Source organism: Roseicyclus sediminis, from assembly GCF_025515305.1.
Taxonomy (GTDB): Bacteria; Pseudomonadota; Alphaproteobacteria; order Rhodobacterales; family Rhodobacteraceae; genus Roseibacterium; species Roseibacterium sediminis.
On sequence record NZ_JAOPHT010000003.1, the window covers coordinates 37991 to 53528 of the forward strand.

The following is a 15538-nucleotide window of genomic DNA, read 5'->3' on the forward strand; positions in this document are numbered from 1 at the left end:
GAAGATGTCCATGAACACCGCCGAGAACCGGGCCAACACCGTCGACGCCGCCGAGGTCGCGAAGTTCGAGGCGATGGCCGCGGAATGGTGGGACCCCAACGGCAAGTTCAAGCCGCTGCACATGCTGAACCCCTGCCGGCTGGACTACATCACGCAGCAGATCGCCGCCGAGTTCGGCCGGGACCTGAAGCGCGACGCACCCTTCGCCGGTCTGCGCATCCTCGACATCGGCTGCGGCGGCGGACTTCTGTCGGAGCCGATGGCCCGGCTGGGCGCGGACGTGGTTGGCGCGGATGCGGCGGAGCGGAACATCCCCGTGGCGCAGGTCCATGCCGAGCAGTCGGGGCTGGAGATCGACTATCGGCACACCACGGCCGAGGCGCTGGCTGCCGCAGGCGAGCGTTTCGACGTGGTCCTCAACATGGAAGTGGTCGAGCACGTGGCCGACCCGCTGGCTTATCTCGCGGCCTGCCAGGAGCTACTGAAACCGGGCGGGCTGATGATCTGCTCCACCATCAACCGCAATCCCAAGAGCTTCGCCATGGCGATCGTGGGCGCCGAGTACGTCATGCGGTGGCTACCCAAGGGCACGCATGAATGGTCGAAGTTCATCACGCCGGACGAATTGTTCGAGCTGATCCGGCAGGCGGGACTGACCCCGGTGGACCGCAAGGGCTTCGTCTTCAACCCGATCTCGTGGAACTGGTCGCTCTCGGATCGGGACCTCAGCGTGAACTACGTCACGGCCTCGACCAAGCCGGCCTAGCCGTCTTCTTCCAGCCGCAGGCGCATCTCGCGGATCACCGGCAGGGCCTGGCGCACCCGCTCGGTGCCGATCTCGCGCACCGTCTCGGACAGGATCGGGGCGATGGCCGCGATCGCGGCTTCGCGGGCGCGCCGACCCGAGGGGCTGATGGCGATGAGCTTGCGGCGGGCATCGTCCCAATCGGGCCTGACATGGATATGTCCTGCCCATTCCAGACGGTTCAGCGTATTGGTCATCGCCCCGCGCGTGACGTGGAAGGCGCGGGCCAGTTGTGCCGGCGTCTTCTCCTCGTTGGTACGGGCCAGGTGGTTGAGCACGGAGAAATGGCTCAGCTCCATTCCCTTGGGCAAAGCGCGGCTCAGGCGGTTGCGCGCCAGCTGGTCCGCCATGAACATTTCGCTGAACAGGGCGACGGAGAGGGGATCGTCGGATCCGGGGTCTCCGGAGTGTGGTCCGTCGGAATGCGCCATGGGCCGATTACAGCGCCACAGGAGCGCCGCCCACAAGAGACAGCGCGTCGCGGTCCGTGCCTCCGGCCCTCATGCCTCCTTCAGAAGGCGGTCGAGCTTCCCCTCGCGCTCGAGCGCGGCCATGTCGTCGTATCCGCCCACATGGGTCGTCCCGATGAAGATCTGCGGCACGGTATGGCGACCATTCGCCCGGCCGAGCATCTCCTGCCGCTTGTCCGGCGTGCGCATCACGTCGTACTCGGTGAAACTCACGCCCTTGTCGGAAAGCAGCCGCTTGGCGGCATGGCAATACCCACACAGGGGCGAGGTATAGATTTCGACGTTCGGCATGGTGCGGGGTCCCGTTACTGCAACGCGGCATAACTTAGGCATCGTCGCCCACGCGCGCCAGTGCGAGAACACGCACTTGTGTCGCGCCGGCCATCCGGCATGCCTCGGACGCGGCGGCCAGCGTCGCGCCGGAGGTCATCACGTCGTCGACGAGGACAACCACGCGGTCCCTCAGGACGCGGCCGTGGCGCGGATGGGGCCGGATGGCCTCGGCGACGTTCACGAACCGCGCGTTCCGGTCGCGGCCGTCCTGGCTCGGCGTCGCCCGCGTGCGGACAAGCGCCTGAACCGCCGTCTGGGTGCCCGCGACACGCGCCAGCGCCTGGACGAGCAGGGCCGACTGGTTGAACCGACGTCTGGCAAGGCGCCACCGGTGCAGCGGCACGGGGACCAGAACCGGGTCATCCGACAGAAGGTCGGCCCCCGCCCGCGCAAGCCAGGGACCCGCCGCGCGCGCCACCTCGGCCCGGTCGCCGTGCTTGAGCCCGAGAACGAGGCTACGGCCGACACCGGAATACCCCATGACGGCGCGACCCTTCTCCCACGGGCGGGCGATGTGGTGGCATTCGTCGCAGACCAGCCGCTCGCCATCGGGCGTCTGCCCCGGCAGGGCCTTGCCGCAAAGATCGCAGGCGGACCCGAAGATGAAGGGCGTGTCGGCCCAGCAGGTGCCGCAAAGCGCGAATTCGCCCTCGACCTGCGCCCCGCAGTTGAGGCATTCGGGCGGAAAGACCGCGCGCAGCAGCGTTTGCAATCTCATGTCGCGCCCCTAAGTTGCCGTGGGCCAGCGCACAGGACGACGCGAAACCCATGACCCTGACGATGCCGCAGCCACGCCTGGTGGATGCCGTGGCCCTGTCCCGGCACCGCGCCCGCGCGCGCCTCGCTGCGGGGTCGATGGCGGGGTCGTCCGGTGCCGGGTTCCTCCACGACACGGCCCTGACCGAGATCAAGGAAAGGCTCAGGGACGTTAACAGAACGTTTACGTCGCCGGCGATCGTGACCGCGCATCCCTCGATCTGGGCCGATGCGGTGCCCGGTGCCCGCTGTGTCGCGCCTTCCGAGACGCTCGACCTTGCGCCCGGAACCCATGACCTCGTGATCCACGCAATGGCCCTTCACTGGGCCGACGACCCGGTGGGGCAGATCGTGCAATGCCGCCGCGCGCTGAAATCCGACGGCCTGTTCCTCGGCGTGGCGTTCGGAGGCGAGACCCTGACCGAGCTTCGCAGCGTGCTGGCCGAGGCCGAGATCGCCGAGACCGGCGGGCTCAGCCCCCGCGTGGCCCCGATGGCGGAGGTGCGGCAGATGGGCGCCCTCCTGCAGCGCGCGGGACTTGCGCTGCCCGTGGCCGACGTGTTGCGACAGGTGGCCAGTTATTCCGACCTGTTCGCCCTGATGCGCGACCTGCGCGACATGGGCGAAACCAATGCACTGGCCGAGCGCCACCGCAGGCCCGCGCGGCGTGGCCTTTTCACCCGCGCAGCAACGCTTTATGCCGACAGCTTTCCCGAGAGCGAAGGCCGAATCCGCGCCACCTTCGAGCTTGTCTTCCTCACCGGCTGGGCGCCCCACGACAGCCAGCAGAAGCCACTCCGTCCCGGGAGTGCCTCTGCACGGCTCGCGGATGCGCTCAACGCCACACATGTCCACGACGCGAACACGGAATCCCTTGACCGTGCCGACGATTGAGGCCAGCCACCCATGAACATGTTGAAACACACGCCCGAACCCTCCCAGTCCGCCCAGAGCGGATCAAGCCTCGCCCATGCACCGGCGGATCACCCCAAGGTGACCTTCGGCAAGGTGGGGATTCTCCTCGCCAATCTCGGCACGCCGGATCACTACAGCTACTGGCCGATGCGCCGGTACCTGAACGAGTTCCTGTCCGACCGGCGGGTGATCGACTACTCGCCCTGGATCTGGCAGCCGCTCCTGCAGCTCATCATCCTGACCAAGCGGCCCTTCTCCTCGGGCGAGGCCTACAAATCGATCTGGAACGAGGAGCGGAACGAAAGCCCGCTCATGACGATCACCAAGGACCAGACCGCGAAGATCAAGGCGCGGCTGGAAGAGGCCTATGGCGACCGCGTCGTGGTGGATTTCTGCATGCGCTACGGCAATCCCTCGACCAAGTCGAAGGTGGATGCGCTGGTGGCGCAGGGTTGCACCAAGATCCTGTTCTTCCCGCTTTATCCGCAATACGCCGGCGCCACCTCGGCCACGGCCTGCGACGAGTTCTTCCGCGCGTTGCAGAACATCAAGTGGCAGCCCATCGCCCGCACGGTCGAGCCCTACTACGAGCATCCTCTCTATATCGAGGCGCTCGCGCAGTCGGTGGAGCGCGCCTATGCCGGGATCGAGAACCGCCCCGATGTCCTTGTCGCCAGCTATCACGGCGTGCCGAAGCGCTACCTGATGGAAGGCGACCCCTACCATTGCCAGTGCCAGAAGACCTCGCGCCTGCTGCGTGAACGGCTGGGCTGGGACAAGTCCGAGATCGTGACCACCTTCCAGAGCCGGTTCGGCCCCGAGGAATGGCTGAAGCCCTACACGGTGGAAGAGGTCGCCCGCCTCGCGGAGCAGGGCAAGAAGCGCATCGCCGTGGTCGCGCCCGCCTTCAGCGCCGACTGCATCGAGACGCTGGAAGAGATCAACGAGGAAATCCGCGAAAGCTTCGAGGAGGCCGGGGGCGAGGAGTTCACCTACATTCCATGCCTCAACGATGACGACGCGCATATCGACGCGCTGACACGTGTGGCGATGGAAAACCTCGGCGGCTGGCTCGACTAAGCAGCCCTCAGGCGGCGCGGACGAGTGCCGCCGGTCGGCCCGTGTAGAGACGGTCGCCGACACGCACGGTCACGAACCCGTTCGCGAGCCTCTCGACGAAGTTGCCCTGAACGGCAACGCAAGTGCCTAGGAATATCGTTGTCAGCACAGTCTGTCCCCCGGTTCGACTGCTCGTACCAAGGATAATACTTCGATTTTTTCACAAATCACTTACAAAAGAGTCTCATTAGTCGCACAAACGACTATCTTTCGTGCAGTTCGCGAATTTCCGCCCATCGAAAACGGACCGGCCAACCTCGGTTCGGCGCAGCCCGAGGGCGCGCTACAGCCAGTCGCGGAGGATCGGGATAAGCGGCACGTCGGCCGGCGGCATGGGATAGTCCGCGAGATCGCGGGCCCTGACCCAGGCCAGTGCCTGGCCCTCCTTCGATTGCGGGATCCCCTCCCACTTCCGGCAGGCGAACACCGGCATCAGCAGGTGGAAATCGTCATAGCTGTGGCTGGCGAAGGTCAGCGGCGCAAGGCAGCTGTCCCATGTCTCGATCCCCAGTTCCTCGTGCAACTCGCGCACCAGCGCCACCTCGGGCGTTTCACCGGGCTCGACCTTGCCACCGGGGAATTCCCAAAGCCCGGCCATGGACTTGCCCTCCGGCCGCTGCGCCAGCAGGACACGTCCGTCGCGGTCGATCAGGGCCACGGCCGAAACGAGAACGACCTTCACGGGCGAATCTCCGACCGAGGCATCAAGAGCGGTAATCCGCGTTGATCTCGATGTAGCGATTGGTCAGGTCGCAGGTCCAGACGGTGGCCGCGCCCGAACCGAGGCCAAGGTCGACACTGATCACCAGTTCCTCGCCCTTCATGTAGGACGCCCCATCCTCTTCGCGGTAGCTCTCCGCGACCCAGCCCTTTTCGGCCACGAGGATGTCGCCAAGCCGAATCGTCAACGTATCGCGGTCCGCGGCGGCGCCGGACTTGCCCACCGCCATCACGATCCGGCCCCAGTTGGGGTCCTCGCCGGCGATCGCGGTCTTCACCAGCGGAGAATTGGCGATGGAGCGCGCCACCTTGTCGGCATCACGGGCCGATTTGGCGCCCGTGACGCGCACTTCGACCAGCTTCGTCGCCCCCTCGCCGTCACGAACGATCTGAAGGGCGAGGTCCCGCATCACGCGGCCCAGCGCCTCGGCGAAGACCTTGCCCTCCGCGCTGCGCCCCGAGGCGATCGGCGTGGCATGCGCCCGGCCGGTGGCGACCAGAAGGACCGTATCCGAGGTCGAGGTATCGCTGTCCACCGTGATGGCGTTGAAGCTCGACTTCGTGGCCGCGCTCAGCATCGCCTGCAGCCCGTCCTTCGTCACATTCGCATCGGTGAAGACATAGCCCAGCATCGTCGCCATGTCGGGCGCGATCATGCCCGAACCCTTGGCGATGCCCGCGATGGTGACGGTCGCGCCACCGATCTCGACCTGCTCGAACGCGCCCTTGGGGAAGGTGTCGGTCGTCATGATGGCGCGGGCGGCGGTCTCGAACCCGTCAGGCGTCAGCCCATTCACGAGATCGGGCAGGATCGCCGTGATCCGCTCGGCCGGGAGAGGCTCACCGATGACGCCCGTGGACGAGGTGAAGACATGCTCGGGCGGGACGCCGACGGCCTGCCCCGCCGCACGGGCGATGATGCCGACATCGGTCGCGCCGCGCGCGCCGGTGAAGGTGTTGGCATTGCCCGAGTTGACCACGATGGCAAAGCCGTGGCGCGGTGCCTCGGGCAGTTTGCCGAGCTTTTCCTGACAGTCGAGCACGGCGGCCGACCGGGTGGCCGAGCGCGTGAAGACGCCGGCCACGGTGCTGCCCGGCGCGATGTCGACCAGCAGGACATCGGTGCGGCCGGCGTAACGCACGCCCGCCGCCCCGGCCGAGAAAAGGACGCCGTCGACCGGCGGGATCGCGGGAAAGGCGGCGGGAGCCAGCGGCGAGACGGGGTTGGCCGCCTTGACGGCGACCTTGTCCTTGCCGGACGCCTTCTTGCCGCCCTTCTTCTTCGACTTCTTGTCCGTCTTTCCGGACTTGTCGGATTTGGCCATCCCGCCCTCGCGTGTGCCTACTCTGTCAGCAGAGCATCATTCGCGATCACGGCAGGGTCGATGTCAAGCTCGGGCCGATCGATCTCGGCGCTCGCCACCAGTTCCTCGATCCGGGCCTCGACGCGGGCACGGCGCAGGCCCTCGATCAGGTCTGCGCGCACTTCGTCCAGCGCCGGCGGCTCCTGCGCGCGGGTCTCGTTCAGCAAGATGACGTGCCAGCCGAACTGCGTCTCGACGGGGACCGAGATCTCGCCGGGCTCCAGCTCGAACACGGCGCTTTCGAAGGTGGGGACCATCATGCCGGCGGTGAACCAGCCAAGCTGCCCGCCGTTGGGACCGGACGGACCGATCGAACGCTCGGCGGCAAGCTCGGCGAAATCGGCGCCGGCGGCCAGTTCGTCGATGATGGCCTGCGCCTCCTCCTGGGTTTCTACCAGGATGTGGCTCGCGTTGAACTCCTCGACCGCGTCGGCAGAGGCGAACTGCGCGTCATACTCGGCCTGAAGCTCCTCGTCGCTGATCTCTTCCATGGCGACGGCGTCGATGAAGCTTGCCGCGAGGAAGGCGCGCCGCTCGTTCTCCAGGCCAAGCTCGGTGGCCAGGCTGATATCGGCGGCGGCGACGTCGGCGATGGCCTGCTGCTGCACCAGCTGTTCCAGCATCCCGTCGAACAGAACCTCGGCCGGAAGCTGCTGATATTGCTCGGGCAGCATCTGGCGCATGGCGATCAGGTGGCCGACGGTGATCTCGTTGCCGTTCACGGTGGCGACCACGGTATCGGCGCCGACCTCATCCTGGGCGGCGAGCGGCATTGCGGCGAACGCGATCACTGCAGCGCTGGCGAGAAGTCTCTTCATGGCGTCTTCCTTCATGACTTGGCCCCCCGGGTGCGTCCGAGGGGCCGCGTTGACACTTTTCCGGCCCACCCTTATGTCCCATTCGGGTTTCGCATCGGGGCTTCATCTGGCCGGTCCGTCTTGCCGCGTTGATAGACTGCCGCGATGGGCCGAACAACCCGGATGCCCCACACGAAGACTTGAGGTAGTCTGGGCCATCGCCACGGCGGGCCCTGCAGGAAGGCGTTGCGCATGCTCGGACTGGGAACGATTGCGAAGAAGGTGTTCGGCTCGCCGAACGACCGCAAGGTCAAGGCTGTCCGACCCATCGTCGAGCGCATCAACGCGCTCGAGCCCGAGTTCGAGAAGCTGAGCGATGCGGGCATCATCGAGAAGACCGACGAGCTTCGCCGCCGCGCCATGGAAGGCGAAAGACTTGATGACCTCCTGCCCGAAGCCTTCGCTAATTGCCGCGAGGCGGCCAAGCGCGCCCTGGGCCTCCGGGCCTTCGACGTGCAGCTGATCGGCGGCATCTTCCTGCACCGGGGCAACATCGCCGAGATGAAGACGGGCGAGGGCAAGACCCTGGTCGCCACGTTCCCCGCCTATCTCAACGCCCTGTCCGGCAAGGGCGTGCACATCGTCACCGTCAACGACTATCTCGCCAAGCGGGACGCGGAATGGATGGGCAAGGTCTATGGCGCCCTCGGTCTGACGACCGGCGTCGTCTATCCGCGCCAGCCCGACGGCGAGAAGCGCGAGGCCTACGCCGCCGACATCACGTACGCCACGAACAACGAGCTCGGCTTCGACTATCTGCGCGACAACATGCGCTCCAGCCTCGCCGAGATGGCACAACGCGGACACAACTTCGCGATCGTGGACGAGGTCGACTCGATCCTCATCGACGAGGCGCGGACGCCGCTGATCATCTCGGGTCCGAGCCAGGACCGCTCGGACCTCTATGTCGCGATCGACAAGGTGATCCCCGAGATCACCGAGGAGCATTACACCCTCGACGAGAAGCAGCGCAGCGCGACCTTTTCGGAGGAGGGCAACGATTTCCTCGAGGACCGGCTGCACCAACTCGGGCTCCTGCCCGAGGGTCAGAGCCTCTACGACCCCGAGTCGACGACCATCGTCCACCACGTCACGAACGCGCTCCGCGCGCACAAGCTGTTCCATCGCGACCAGCAGTACATCGTGCGCGGCGGCGAGGTGGTCCTCGTCGACGAGTTCACCGGCCGCATGATGCCGGGCCGCCGCCTGTCCGACGGCCTCCACCAGGCGATCGAAGCCAAGGAAGGCTGCAAGATCCAGCCCGAGAACGTGACGATGGCCAGCGTCACCTTCCAGAACTACTTCCGCCTCTACGACAAGCTTGCCGGGATGACGGGCACCGCAGCCACCGAAGCCGAGGAATTCATGTCGATCTACGGCCTCGGCGTCGTGGAGATCCCGACGAACCGTCCCATCGCGCGCGTCGACGAGGACGACCAGGTCTACCGCACCGGAGCCGAGAAATACGCCGCCATCGTCGAGGCGATCCGCGAGGCGCACGAGAAGGGCCAGCCGGTTCTCGTCGGCACCACCTCGATCGAGAAGTCCGAGATGCTCGGCCAGATGCTTCAGAAGGCGGGGCTGCCTCACAACATCCTGAACGCGCGCCAGCACGAGCAGGAGGCGCAGATCGTCGCCGATGCCGGCAAGCTCGGCGCGATCACCATCGCCACGAACATGGCCGGGCGCGGCACCGACATCAAGCTGGGCGGCAACGTCGAGTTCAAGGTGATGGAGGCGATCGCCGCCAACCCCGAAGGCGACCATCAGGCCATCCGGGAACGGATCGAGGCCGAACACGCCGCGGACGAGCAGAAGGTCAAGGACGCGGGCGGCCTGTACGTCCTGGCGACCGAACGCCACGAAAGCCGCCGCATCGACAACCAGCTCCGCGGCCGGTCCGGCCGGCAGGGCGACCCGGGACGGTCCTCTTTCTTCCTCAGCCTCGAAGACGACCTGATGCGCATCTTCGGGTCCGACCGGCTGGACAAGATGCTGTCCACGCTGGGCATGAAGGAAGGCGAGGCGATCGTTCACCCCTGGGTGAACAAGTCGCTCGAACGGGCGCAGGCAAAGGTCGAGGGGCGCAACTTCGACATCCGAAAGCAGCTCCTGAAGTTCGACGACGTGATGAACGATCAGCGGAAGGTCATCTTCGCCCAGCGCCACGAGATCATGGGCGCCGAGGAGATCGCCGAGGTCGCGCGCGACATGCGCCACCAGGTCATCGAGGACCTCGTCGACACGCACATGCCGCCGCGCTCCTACGCCGACCAGTGGGACACCGAGGGCCTGAGGGACGCGGTCCGCGAGAAACTCGGCCTCGACCTGCCGATCGCCGACTGGGCCGACGAGGACGGCGTGGACCAGGAAATCGTGCGCGAGCGGCTGGAGACCAAGGCCGACGAGTACATGGCCTCCAAGGCCGCGCAGTTCGGCCCCGAGCAGATGCGCAACATCGAAAAGCAGATCCTGCTTCAGACCATCGACCAGAAGTGGCGCGAGCACCTTCTGACGCTGGAGCATCTTCGGTCGGTCGTGGGTTTCCGCGGCTATGCGCAGCGCGACCCGCTGAACGAGTACAAGACCGAGTCCTTCCAGCTGTTCGAGGGGATGCTCGACAGCCTGCGTGCCGACGTGAGTTCCAAGCTTGCGCGGATCCAGCCTCTGACACCCGAGCAGCAGGCGGAAATCATCCGCCAGCTTCAGGCGCAGCAGGCGGCCGCGCAGAAAGAACTGGAAACCGTGTCCGCGGGCCCGGAAGCCGGCGGCGGCGGCGAAGAACAGGTCCCGCTGGTCACGGGCTTCGACGAGACGAACCCCGACACCTGGGGGAATCCGGGCCGGAACGATGCCTGCCCCTGCGGTTCGGGCAAGAAGTTCAAGCATTGCCACGGGCGCCTCTCCTGAGGTCCTGAGAGACCGGAACCGGGGACAATCTCCCCGGTTTCACACGATTGCCTCCGCAATCCCGCCGCAATCCGGGCGCAGCCTGCCGGCTCATTGCGTAGCGGGGAACTGGCATCATGGCGAACAGACGTCTGGGAATGCGCGTGGTCTCGCTGGCCATCGCCGGCGGCGGCATTGCGTTGTTTGCGGCACAGGCAGGGGTGATACCGAGCGTCGATTTCGGCTCGGGCCCGGATCGCGCCACGACTGCCGCACTGTCGGTCCCGACCTCCTCGCAGCCTCCGGCCGCACTCGCCGTTCTCATGGCCGGTGCGCCTTCGACCGAGGAAGCGCCCCCGCCCGCGCTGATCGTGAATGACACCTATGTCAGGGCGCAGGCCCTTGACCTGCCCGATGGCTCCGGCTTCGCCGCGCCGCCCGCACTCGTCGAGGTCGCAATGGGCGCCTGGGAGGACGGCCTGATGCCGCAGATCCGCCCCGCCGCCTTCGCACCGGCCATGGCGCCGGCCTATCCCGATACGGTCGAGGCGCCCGCGACCACGGTTGCCGAACAGGCGCTCAGCCCCTTCGGCCTGCCCTGCGGCCTCGAGATCACCGCCGAGGCGGGACCTGCCGCCACCATCGCGCTCGGGATCGCCGCCCCCTGCCATCCGGGCGAGCGCGTGACCATCGCCCATTCCGGCCTGACCTTTTCGGCCACGACCGATGCGGTCGGTCTCCTGAACCTCGATCTGCCCGCGCTTGAAAGCCCGGCGCATGTCACCGTGCGCCTCGACGACGCAAGCGAGGCCGCGGCGCTGGTGTCGCTGCCCGACATTGCCGCCTACGACCGGGTCGCCCTGGCCTGGGACGGCGATCTGGGGATGGAGCTGCACGCGCTCGAGGCCGGCGCCGACTGGTTTTCCGACGGACATGTCCATCCCGCGGCCCCCCGTGACGCGGCGGTGGCCGCGGAGGGCCGGGGATACCTCGTGCTCCTCGGCGAGGCCGCGACCGGGATGGCGGCGCAGGTCTACACGCTTCCCCACGGCGAGACGTCGGCGGAATTCTCGGTCGATGCCCCGATTACCCGTGCCAATTGCGCCAGCCGTGCCGAAGCACGCGTGCTGCGCATGGAGGGCGGCGGCCGCGTGGAGGTGACGCCGCTGGGCTTCACCTATCCGGGCTGCGAGGCCGTCGGCGACACTCTGGTGTTGCAAAATGCACTGCGGGACCTGAGACTCGCGGCCAATTGAGGCAAGCATAACCCCGCTCACATGTCCGGACACATCCGGGCGGTCGCACTTGCCGCCGCCCTCCTCCCTGCCGCCCTTGGCCAGACCGCATCCGCGCAGGACGTGGAACTGCGGTCTTTCGACGGGACGGTCGAGCTTGAGGGAAACCTGATCGCCTATGACGGCGCGTATTACCAGATCGATACCGTCTACGGCACGCTGACCGTTTCGGCCGAAGGCGTGTCCTGCGCCGGCCCCGGGTGTCCCGATCTCACGAGTTTCGTCGCCGAGGCCCGCATCGCGGGCGCCGCCACGGTGGCGGAGGGACTTCTGCCCGACCTGCTGGCCGCCTTCGCCGCACAACAGGGGATGACGGCGACGGCGGATGTCACATCGAGGGGCACCGTTGTCCATTCGCTCCTGCGCGAGGACGGGCAGGCGGCCGCGCGGTTCATCGTGACGCCCGGTTCCACCGATGACGGGTTCCTGGCGCTTTTGAACGGCGAGGTCGACATTGCGCTGGCGCTGCGCGAGCCGGACGAGGCCGAACGCATCGCGGCCCGCGACCAGGCCCCCGACGATCCGCCGCTGACGCGGCGCGTGAGGGTCCTCGCCCTGGACGCGCTGGTGCCCGTGGTCTCGGCGGGCAATCCCGCCTCGGCCCTGCCGATGGCCGACCTCGCGCGCCTGTTCTCGGGCGAGGTGGTGAACTGGGCCGACCTTGGCGGACCGGATGCCCCGGTCGCGCTGCATCTGCTGTCGACGGGCCTCGGGCCGGCCCAGGACTTCGCCGATCGCGTGCTGATGGCGACCGATCGGCCCCTGTCCGCCACGATCGTCCGGCATGACAGCGCCGCGGACCTCGCCCGCGCCGTGGCCCGGGACGCCTTCGCGGTCGGCATCACCTCGCGCTCGGCGGCGGGCGCGGCCCGGGTCCTGCCGCTCACGGGCGCCTGCGGCTTTTCCCAGACGGCCACGGCCGACGCGGTGAAATCCGAGGATTATCCGCTGACCGCACCCGTCTACCTCTACCTCGCGCCCTATCGGCTGCCGCAACTGGTGCGGCAGTTTCTCGCCTTCACCGAAACCGAGGAGGCGGGCCGCATCCTGCAGAACGCGGGCTACGTGAACCAGGACCTGACCCGGACGCCCCTGTCGCTCCAGGGTGAGCGCATCCGCAACGCCGTGCTCGCCGCAGGCGACGAGGTGACGCTCGAGGACGTGCAGGCGATGCTGCGCCGGTTGGGCTCGGCCGAACGGCTGTCGCCCACCTTCCGTTTCGGTGACGGCGCGGCCGAACTCGACACCCAGTCGCGGGCCGCCGTGGGGCGGCTCGCCACCGCCATCGAAACCGGACTCTTCGATGGCCGCACGCTTCTGTTCGTCGGGTTTTCCGACAGCGCGGGCACGGCGCAGATCAACACCCGACTGGCCGCGCGCCGGGCCGAGACCGTGCTGGAGGCCGTGCGCGCCGCCGCCGACGGGGCGGGGACCGATCGCGTCACGCTTCGCTCGGTCGCGTTTGGCGAGGCGATGCCCATGGCCTGCGAGGACACCGACTGGGGCCGCGCCGTGAACCGGCGCGTCGAGGTCTGGGTCGAATAGCCCCCCAGACCTCAGAGATACCCCTCGGAGCGGAAACTCAGCTCTCGCGCCTTGCCGATCACGAGATGGTCGTGGAGCACAAGCCCAAGCACCTCGGCCGCGTCACGGATCGCGTAAGTCATCTCGATGTCGGACCGGCTGGGCGTGGGATCGCCCGAGGGGTGGTTGTGGACCAGGATCATCGCCGAGGCGTTCAGTTCCAGCGCGCGTTTCACCACCTCGCGCGGGTAGACCGGCACATGGTCCACGGTCCCTTCCGCCTGCGCCTCGTCGGCGATGAGGATGTTCTTACGGTCGAGGTAGAGGACGCGGAACATCTCGATATCGCGGTGTGCCATCGCGCTCTGGCAATAGTCGAGAAGCGCGTCCCACGACGACAGCACCGGTTTCTTCAGGACCCGCGCACGCGCCATGCGGTGACCGACCGCCTCCATCAGCTTCAGCTCGAAGATCACCGCCTCGCCGACACCCTCCACCTCGCGCAGGCGCGCGGGCGGGGCGGCGAGGACATGGTTCAGGTCGCCAAACCGTTTCAGCAGCGCCTTGGCCAGCGGCTTGGTGTCGCCGCGCCGGATCGCGCGGTAGAGGATCATCTCCAGCAGCTCGTAGTCCGGAACCGCCTCCGCCCCGCCCTCGGTAAAGCGGGCGCGCAGCCTTTGCCGATGGGCGTGGCGGTGCATCTCCGCGCCCTTCGAGGGCCCGGAGGCCGCACGCGGCACCGCCACCGGCCGCCCGGTGAATGCGGCACCCATGTCGTCGAAAGTGAAGGATGGCTGATCCGGCATTGCGCCAGACTGAAGCGAATTGGTTAACGGAGTGTTAGCCGGAGACGCGTGGCGCGGCTAAGCCCCAGGTCGGGTGGAACCGGCCCGCGGGCGACAGCGTGAAGATCTCGCAGCCGGTCGCAGTCACGCCGATGGAATGCTCGAACTGCGCCGAGAGGCTCTTGTCGCGGGTCACGGCGGTCCAGTCGTCGGCCAGCACCTTCGTCTCGGGCCGGCCGAGGTTCACCATCGGCTCGATGGTGAAGAACATGCCTTCCTCCAGCACCGGGCCGGTGCCCGGGCGCCCGTAATGCAGCACGTTCGGCGGGGCGTGGAACACCTGTCCCAGCCCATGGCCGCAGAAGTCGCGCACGACCGACATGCGCTGCGCCTCGACATAGGTCTGGATCGCGTACCCGATGTCGCCGAAGGTCGCGCCGGGGCGCACCGCCTCGATCCCCATCATCAGGGCGTCATGGGTCACCTGGACCAGCCGCTCGGCCTTCCGGCCGATCGTGCCGGCGACATACATCCGGCTCGTGTCGCCGAACCAGCCATCGACGATCACGGTCACGTCGATGTTCAGGATATCGCCGTCCTTGAGCACCTTCGTCCCCGGAATCCCGTGGCAGACGACGTGATTGACCGAGATGCAACTGGCGTGCTCGTAGCCGCGATACCCGATCGTGGCCGAGGTCGCCCCGGCCTCTTCCACCATCGCCTCCACGGCGGCATCGAGCTCGCCCGTCGTCACGCCCGGAACCACCCGCGGCGCGATACGGTCGAGAATGTCGGCCGCGATCCGCCCCGCACGGTGCATGCCGGCGAAGTCCTCGGCCTGGTGGATGCGAATGCCGTCCTTTGTCAGACGGCCCTTGAAGTCGTCCAAGACGTGCCTCCGGGAAACCTGATGACGCATAAGCTAAGGGCTTTCCGCTACAATTTCCAGTCAACCCCGAGTGACAGGGTGGTGTGAAGCCTGTGGGCCCGGATCGATCGGAAGCGGTGCAGCCATCGTGACGCCCGCTGTCGTGATCTCCGTTCCGTAGCACAGCATCTCGACCCCTGCGGCCCGCGCCATGTCGAAGGCGGCGGCATAGGCCGGATCGATGTCCCCGGCAAGGCGGAAGCGGGTGCAATCGCTGCGCTGAACGAGGTAGAGCATCGCCGCGCGCGCACCCTCCGAAGCGACGCGTGCAAGCTCTCGCAGATGCTTAGCACCGCGGGCGGTGACGCAGTCGGGGAACTCCGCCCAGTCGCCCGCACGGCGCAGGTGCACGTTCTTGACCTCCACATAGGCTTCGGCCCGCCCCGGCCCGGACAGGAGAAAGTCGATGCGGCTGTTGGTGCCATAGCGCTGCTCGGGCCGGATGCTGCCATATCCGTCCAACTCGGGAATACGGCCTGCCTGCAGCGCCTCGGCCACGAGCCGGTTGGGCAACGTCGCGTCGATGCCCGCCATGTGCCCGCCATCCAGTTCCACCAACCGCCAGCCGAAACGAAGCTTCTTGCGCGGATCGTCGTTCGGCTCCAGCCAGATGTGCGAACCGGGCGCGCTCAGGCCCATCATGCTCCCCGGATTCGGGCAATGGGCCGTGATCGCCGCGCCATCCATCAGCTCGGCATCGGCCAGGAACCGTTTGTAGCGGCGGATCAGTCTCGCGGGGACAAGCGGCGTTTGAAAGCGCATGGCACCGCCCCTATAC

The 15538-nt window shown here is 67.3% G+C and carries 16 protein-coding genes; 6 read left to right on the top strand and 10 right to left on the bottom strand.

The genetic code is table 11. The features are described from left to right. Positions 1-10: 10 nt before the first annotated feature. Positions 11-766, top strand: a complete 756-nt coding sequence (gene ubiG / locus N8I71_RS05050) for a bifunctional 2-polyprenyl-6-hydroxyphenol methylase/3-demethylubiquinol 3-O-methyltransferase UbiG (RefSeq protein ID WP_262877232.1) — start codon at positions 11-13, stop codon at positions 764-766. On the opposite strand, the gene N8I71_RS05055 is transcribed toward ubiG, so the two are convergent. From N8I71_RS05055 to N8I71_RS05065, 3 genes are all read right to left on the bottom strand, one after another. After that, positions 763-1155 carry a MarR family winged helix-turn-helix transcriptional regulator gene (locus N8I71_RS05055; RefSeq protein ID WP_262876856.1) on the bottom strand — a complete coding sequence of 131 codons (393 nt, stop codon included), beginning with the start codon at positions 1153-1155 and terminating at the stop codon, positions 763-765. The two genes, ubiG and N8I71_RS05055, sit on opposite strands and share 4 nt — an antisense overlap. A gap of 150 nt (positions 1156-1305) precedes the next feature. After that, on the bottom strand, positions 1306-1566 hold the full coding sequence (gene grxC / locus N8I71_RS05060) for a glutaredoxin 3 (protein ID WP_262876857.1): 261 nt from the start codon (positions 1564-1566) through the stop codon (positions 1306-1308). A 34-nt stretch (positions 1567-1600) separates the two neighbouring features. Further along, entirely contained in the window at positions 1601-2326 is a 726-nt protein-coding gene (locus N8I71_RS05065) for a ComF family protein (protein WP_262876858.1), read from the bottom strand. Between the two features lie 56 nt (positions 2327-2382). Between N8I71_RS05065 and N8I71_RS05070 the strand changes: the two genes are divergently transcribed. After that, on the top strand, positions 2383-3258 hold the full coding sequence (locus tag N8I71_RS05070; protein WP_262877233.1) for a methyltransferase domain-containing protein: 876 nt from the start codon (positions 2383-2385) through the stop codon (positions 3256-3258). A gap of 18 nt (positions 3259-3276) precedes the next feature. Then, on the top strand, positions 3277-4359 hold the full coding sequence (gene hemH, locus N8I71_RS05075; protein WP_262877234.1) for a ferrochelatase: 1083 nt from the start codon (positions 3277-3279) through the stop codon (positions 4357-4359). A 7-nt stretch (positions 4360-4366) separates the two neighbouring features. Here hemH and N8I71_RS05080 read toward each other — a convergent pair whose 3' ends face one another. From N8I71_RS05080 to N8I71_RS05095, 4 genes are all read right to left on the bottom strand, one after another. Further along, positions 4367-4507, bottom strand: coding sequence for a hypothetical protein (locus tag N8I71_RS05080; protein WP_262876859.1), 141 nt, complete (start codon positions 4505-4507; stop codon positions 4367-4369). Positions 4508-4681: 174 nt separating this feature from the next. Beyond that, a complete protein-coding gene (mutT, locus tag N8I71_RS05085; RefSeq protein ID WP_262876860.1) occupies positions 4682-5080 on the bottom strand; it encodes an 8-oxo-dGTP diphosphatase MutT in 399 nt (132 codons plus the stop codon). Positions 5081-5102: 22 nt separating this feature from the next. Further along, entirely contained in the window at positions 5103-6443 is a 1341-nt protein-coding gene (argJ, locus tag N8I71_RS05090) for a bifunctional glutamate N-acetyltransferase/amino-acid acetyltransferase ArgJ (RefSeq protein ID WP_262876861.1), read from the bottom strand. Between the two features lie 17 nt (positions 6444-6460). Beyond that, positions 6461-7300: a peptidylprolyl isomerase gene (locus N8I71_RS05095; RefSeq protein WP_262876862.1), complete on the bottom strand. Its 840-nt coding sequence runs from the start codon at positions 7298-7300 to the stop codon at positions 6461-6463. 231 nt (positions 7301-7531) lie between these two features. Here N8I71_RS05095 and secA point away from each other — a divergent pair, with 231 nt between their 5' ends. The 3 genes from secA (at position 7532) to N8I71_RS05110 (ending at position 13068) form a co-directional block, all read left to right on the top strand. Then, the gene (gene secA / locus N8I71_RS05100) at positions 7532-10249 is read left to right on the top strand and encodes a preprotein translocase subunit SecA (RefSeq protein ID WP_262876863.1); all 2718 of its coding nucleotides are present in this window, start codon (positions 7532-7534) and stop codon (positions 10247-10249) included. A 116-nt stretch (positions 10250-10365) separates the two neighbouring features. Further along, positions 10366-11484 carry a hypothetical protein gene (locus tag N8I71_RS05105; protein ID WP_262876864.1) on the top strand — a complete coding sequence of 373 codons (1119 nt, stop codon included), beginning with the start codon at positions 10366-10368 and terminating at the stop codon, positions 11482-11484. Positions 11485-11505: 21 nt separating this feature from the next. Then, on the top strand, positions 11506-13068 hold the full coding sequence (locus N8I71_RS05110; RefSeq protein WP_262876865.1) for a phosphate ABC transporter substrate-binding/OmpA family protein: 1563 nt from the start codon (positions 11506-11508) through the stop codon (positions 13066-13068). A gap of 11 nt (positions 13069-13079) precedes the next feature. On the opposite strand, the gene radC is transcribed toward N8I71_RS05110, so the two are convergent. The 3 genes from radC to sfsA are packed head-to-tail and all read right to left on the bottom strand — an operon-like array spanning position 13080 to position 15522. Beyond that, entirely contained in the window at positions 13080-13853 is a 774-nt protein-coding gene (radC, locus tag N8I71_RS05115) for a RadC family protein (protein WP_406676071.1), read from the bottom strand. 34 nt (positions 13854-13887) lie between these two features. After that, positions 13888-14751 (bottom strand): type I methionyl aminopeptidase, encoded by an 864-nt coding sequence (gene map, locus N8I71_RS05120; RefSeq protein ID WP_406676072.1) that lies wholly within the window; start codon positions 14749-14751, stop codon positions 13888-13890. A gap of 30 nt (positions 14752-14781) precedes the next feature. Next, positions 14782-15522 carry a DNA/RNA nuclease SfsA gene (gene sfsA, locus N8I71_RS05125; RefSeq protein ID WP_262876867.1) on the bottom strand — a complete coding sequence of 247 codons (741 nt, stop codon included), beginning with the start codon at positions 15520-15522 and terminating at the stop codon, positions 14782-14784. Positions 15523-15538 lie beyond the last annotated feature (16 nt).

Coding starts and splice junctions, on each gene's coding strand:
- N8I71_RS05065 (WP_262876858.1), bottom strand. CDS start 2,326: ATGAGATTGCAAACGCTGCTGCGCGCGGTCTTTCCGCCCGAATGCCTC.
- grxC (WP_262876857.1), bottom strand. CDS start 1,566: ATGCCGAACGTCGAAATCTATACCTCGCCCCTGTGTGGGTATTGCCAT.
- sfsA (WP_262876867.1), bottom strand. CDS start 15,522: ATGCGCTTTCAAACGCCGCTTGTCCCCGCGAGACTGATCCGCCGCTAC.
- N8I71_RS05055 (WP_262876856.1), bottom strand. CDS start 1,155: ATGGCGGACCAGCTGGCGCGCAACCGCCTGAGCCGCGCTTTGCCCAAG.
- map (WP_406676072.1), bottom strand. CDS start 14,751: ATGCGTCATCAGGTTTCCCGGAGGCACGTCTTGGACGACTTCAAGGGC.
- N8I71_RS05105 (WP_262876864.1), top strand. CDS start 10,366: ATGGCGAACAGACGTCTGGGAATGCGCGTGGTCTCGCTGGCCATCGCC.
- ubiG (WP_262877232.1), top strand. CDS start 11: ATGAACACCGCCGAGAACCGGGCCAACACCGTCGACGCCGCCGAGGTC.
- hemH (WP_262877234.1), top strand. CDS start 3,277: ATGTTGAAACACACGCCCGAACCCTCCCAGTCCGCCCAGAGCGGATCA.
- secA (WP_262876863.1), top strand. CDS start 7,532: ATGCTCGGACTGGGAACGATTGCGAAGAAGGTGTTCGGCTCGCCGAAC.
- N8I71_RS05095 (WP_262876862.1), bottom strand. CDS start 7,300: ATGAAGAGACTTCTCGCCAGCGCTGCAGTGATCGCGTTCGCCGCAATG.
- N8I71_RS05110 (WP_262876865.1), top strand. CDS start 11,506: ATGTCCGGACACATCCGGGCGGTCGCACTTGCCGCCGCCCTCCTCCCT.
- radC (WP_406676071.1), bottom strand. CDS start 13,853: ATGCCGGATCAGCCATCCTTCACTTTCGACGACATGGGTGCCGCATTC.
- argJ (WP_262876861.1), bottom strand. CDS start 6,443: ATGGCCAAATCCGACAAGTCCGGAAAGACGGACAAGAAGTCGAAGAAG.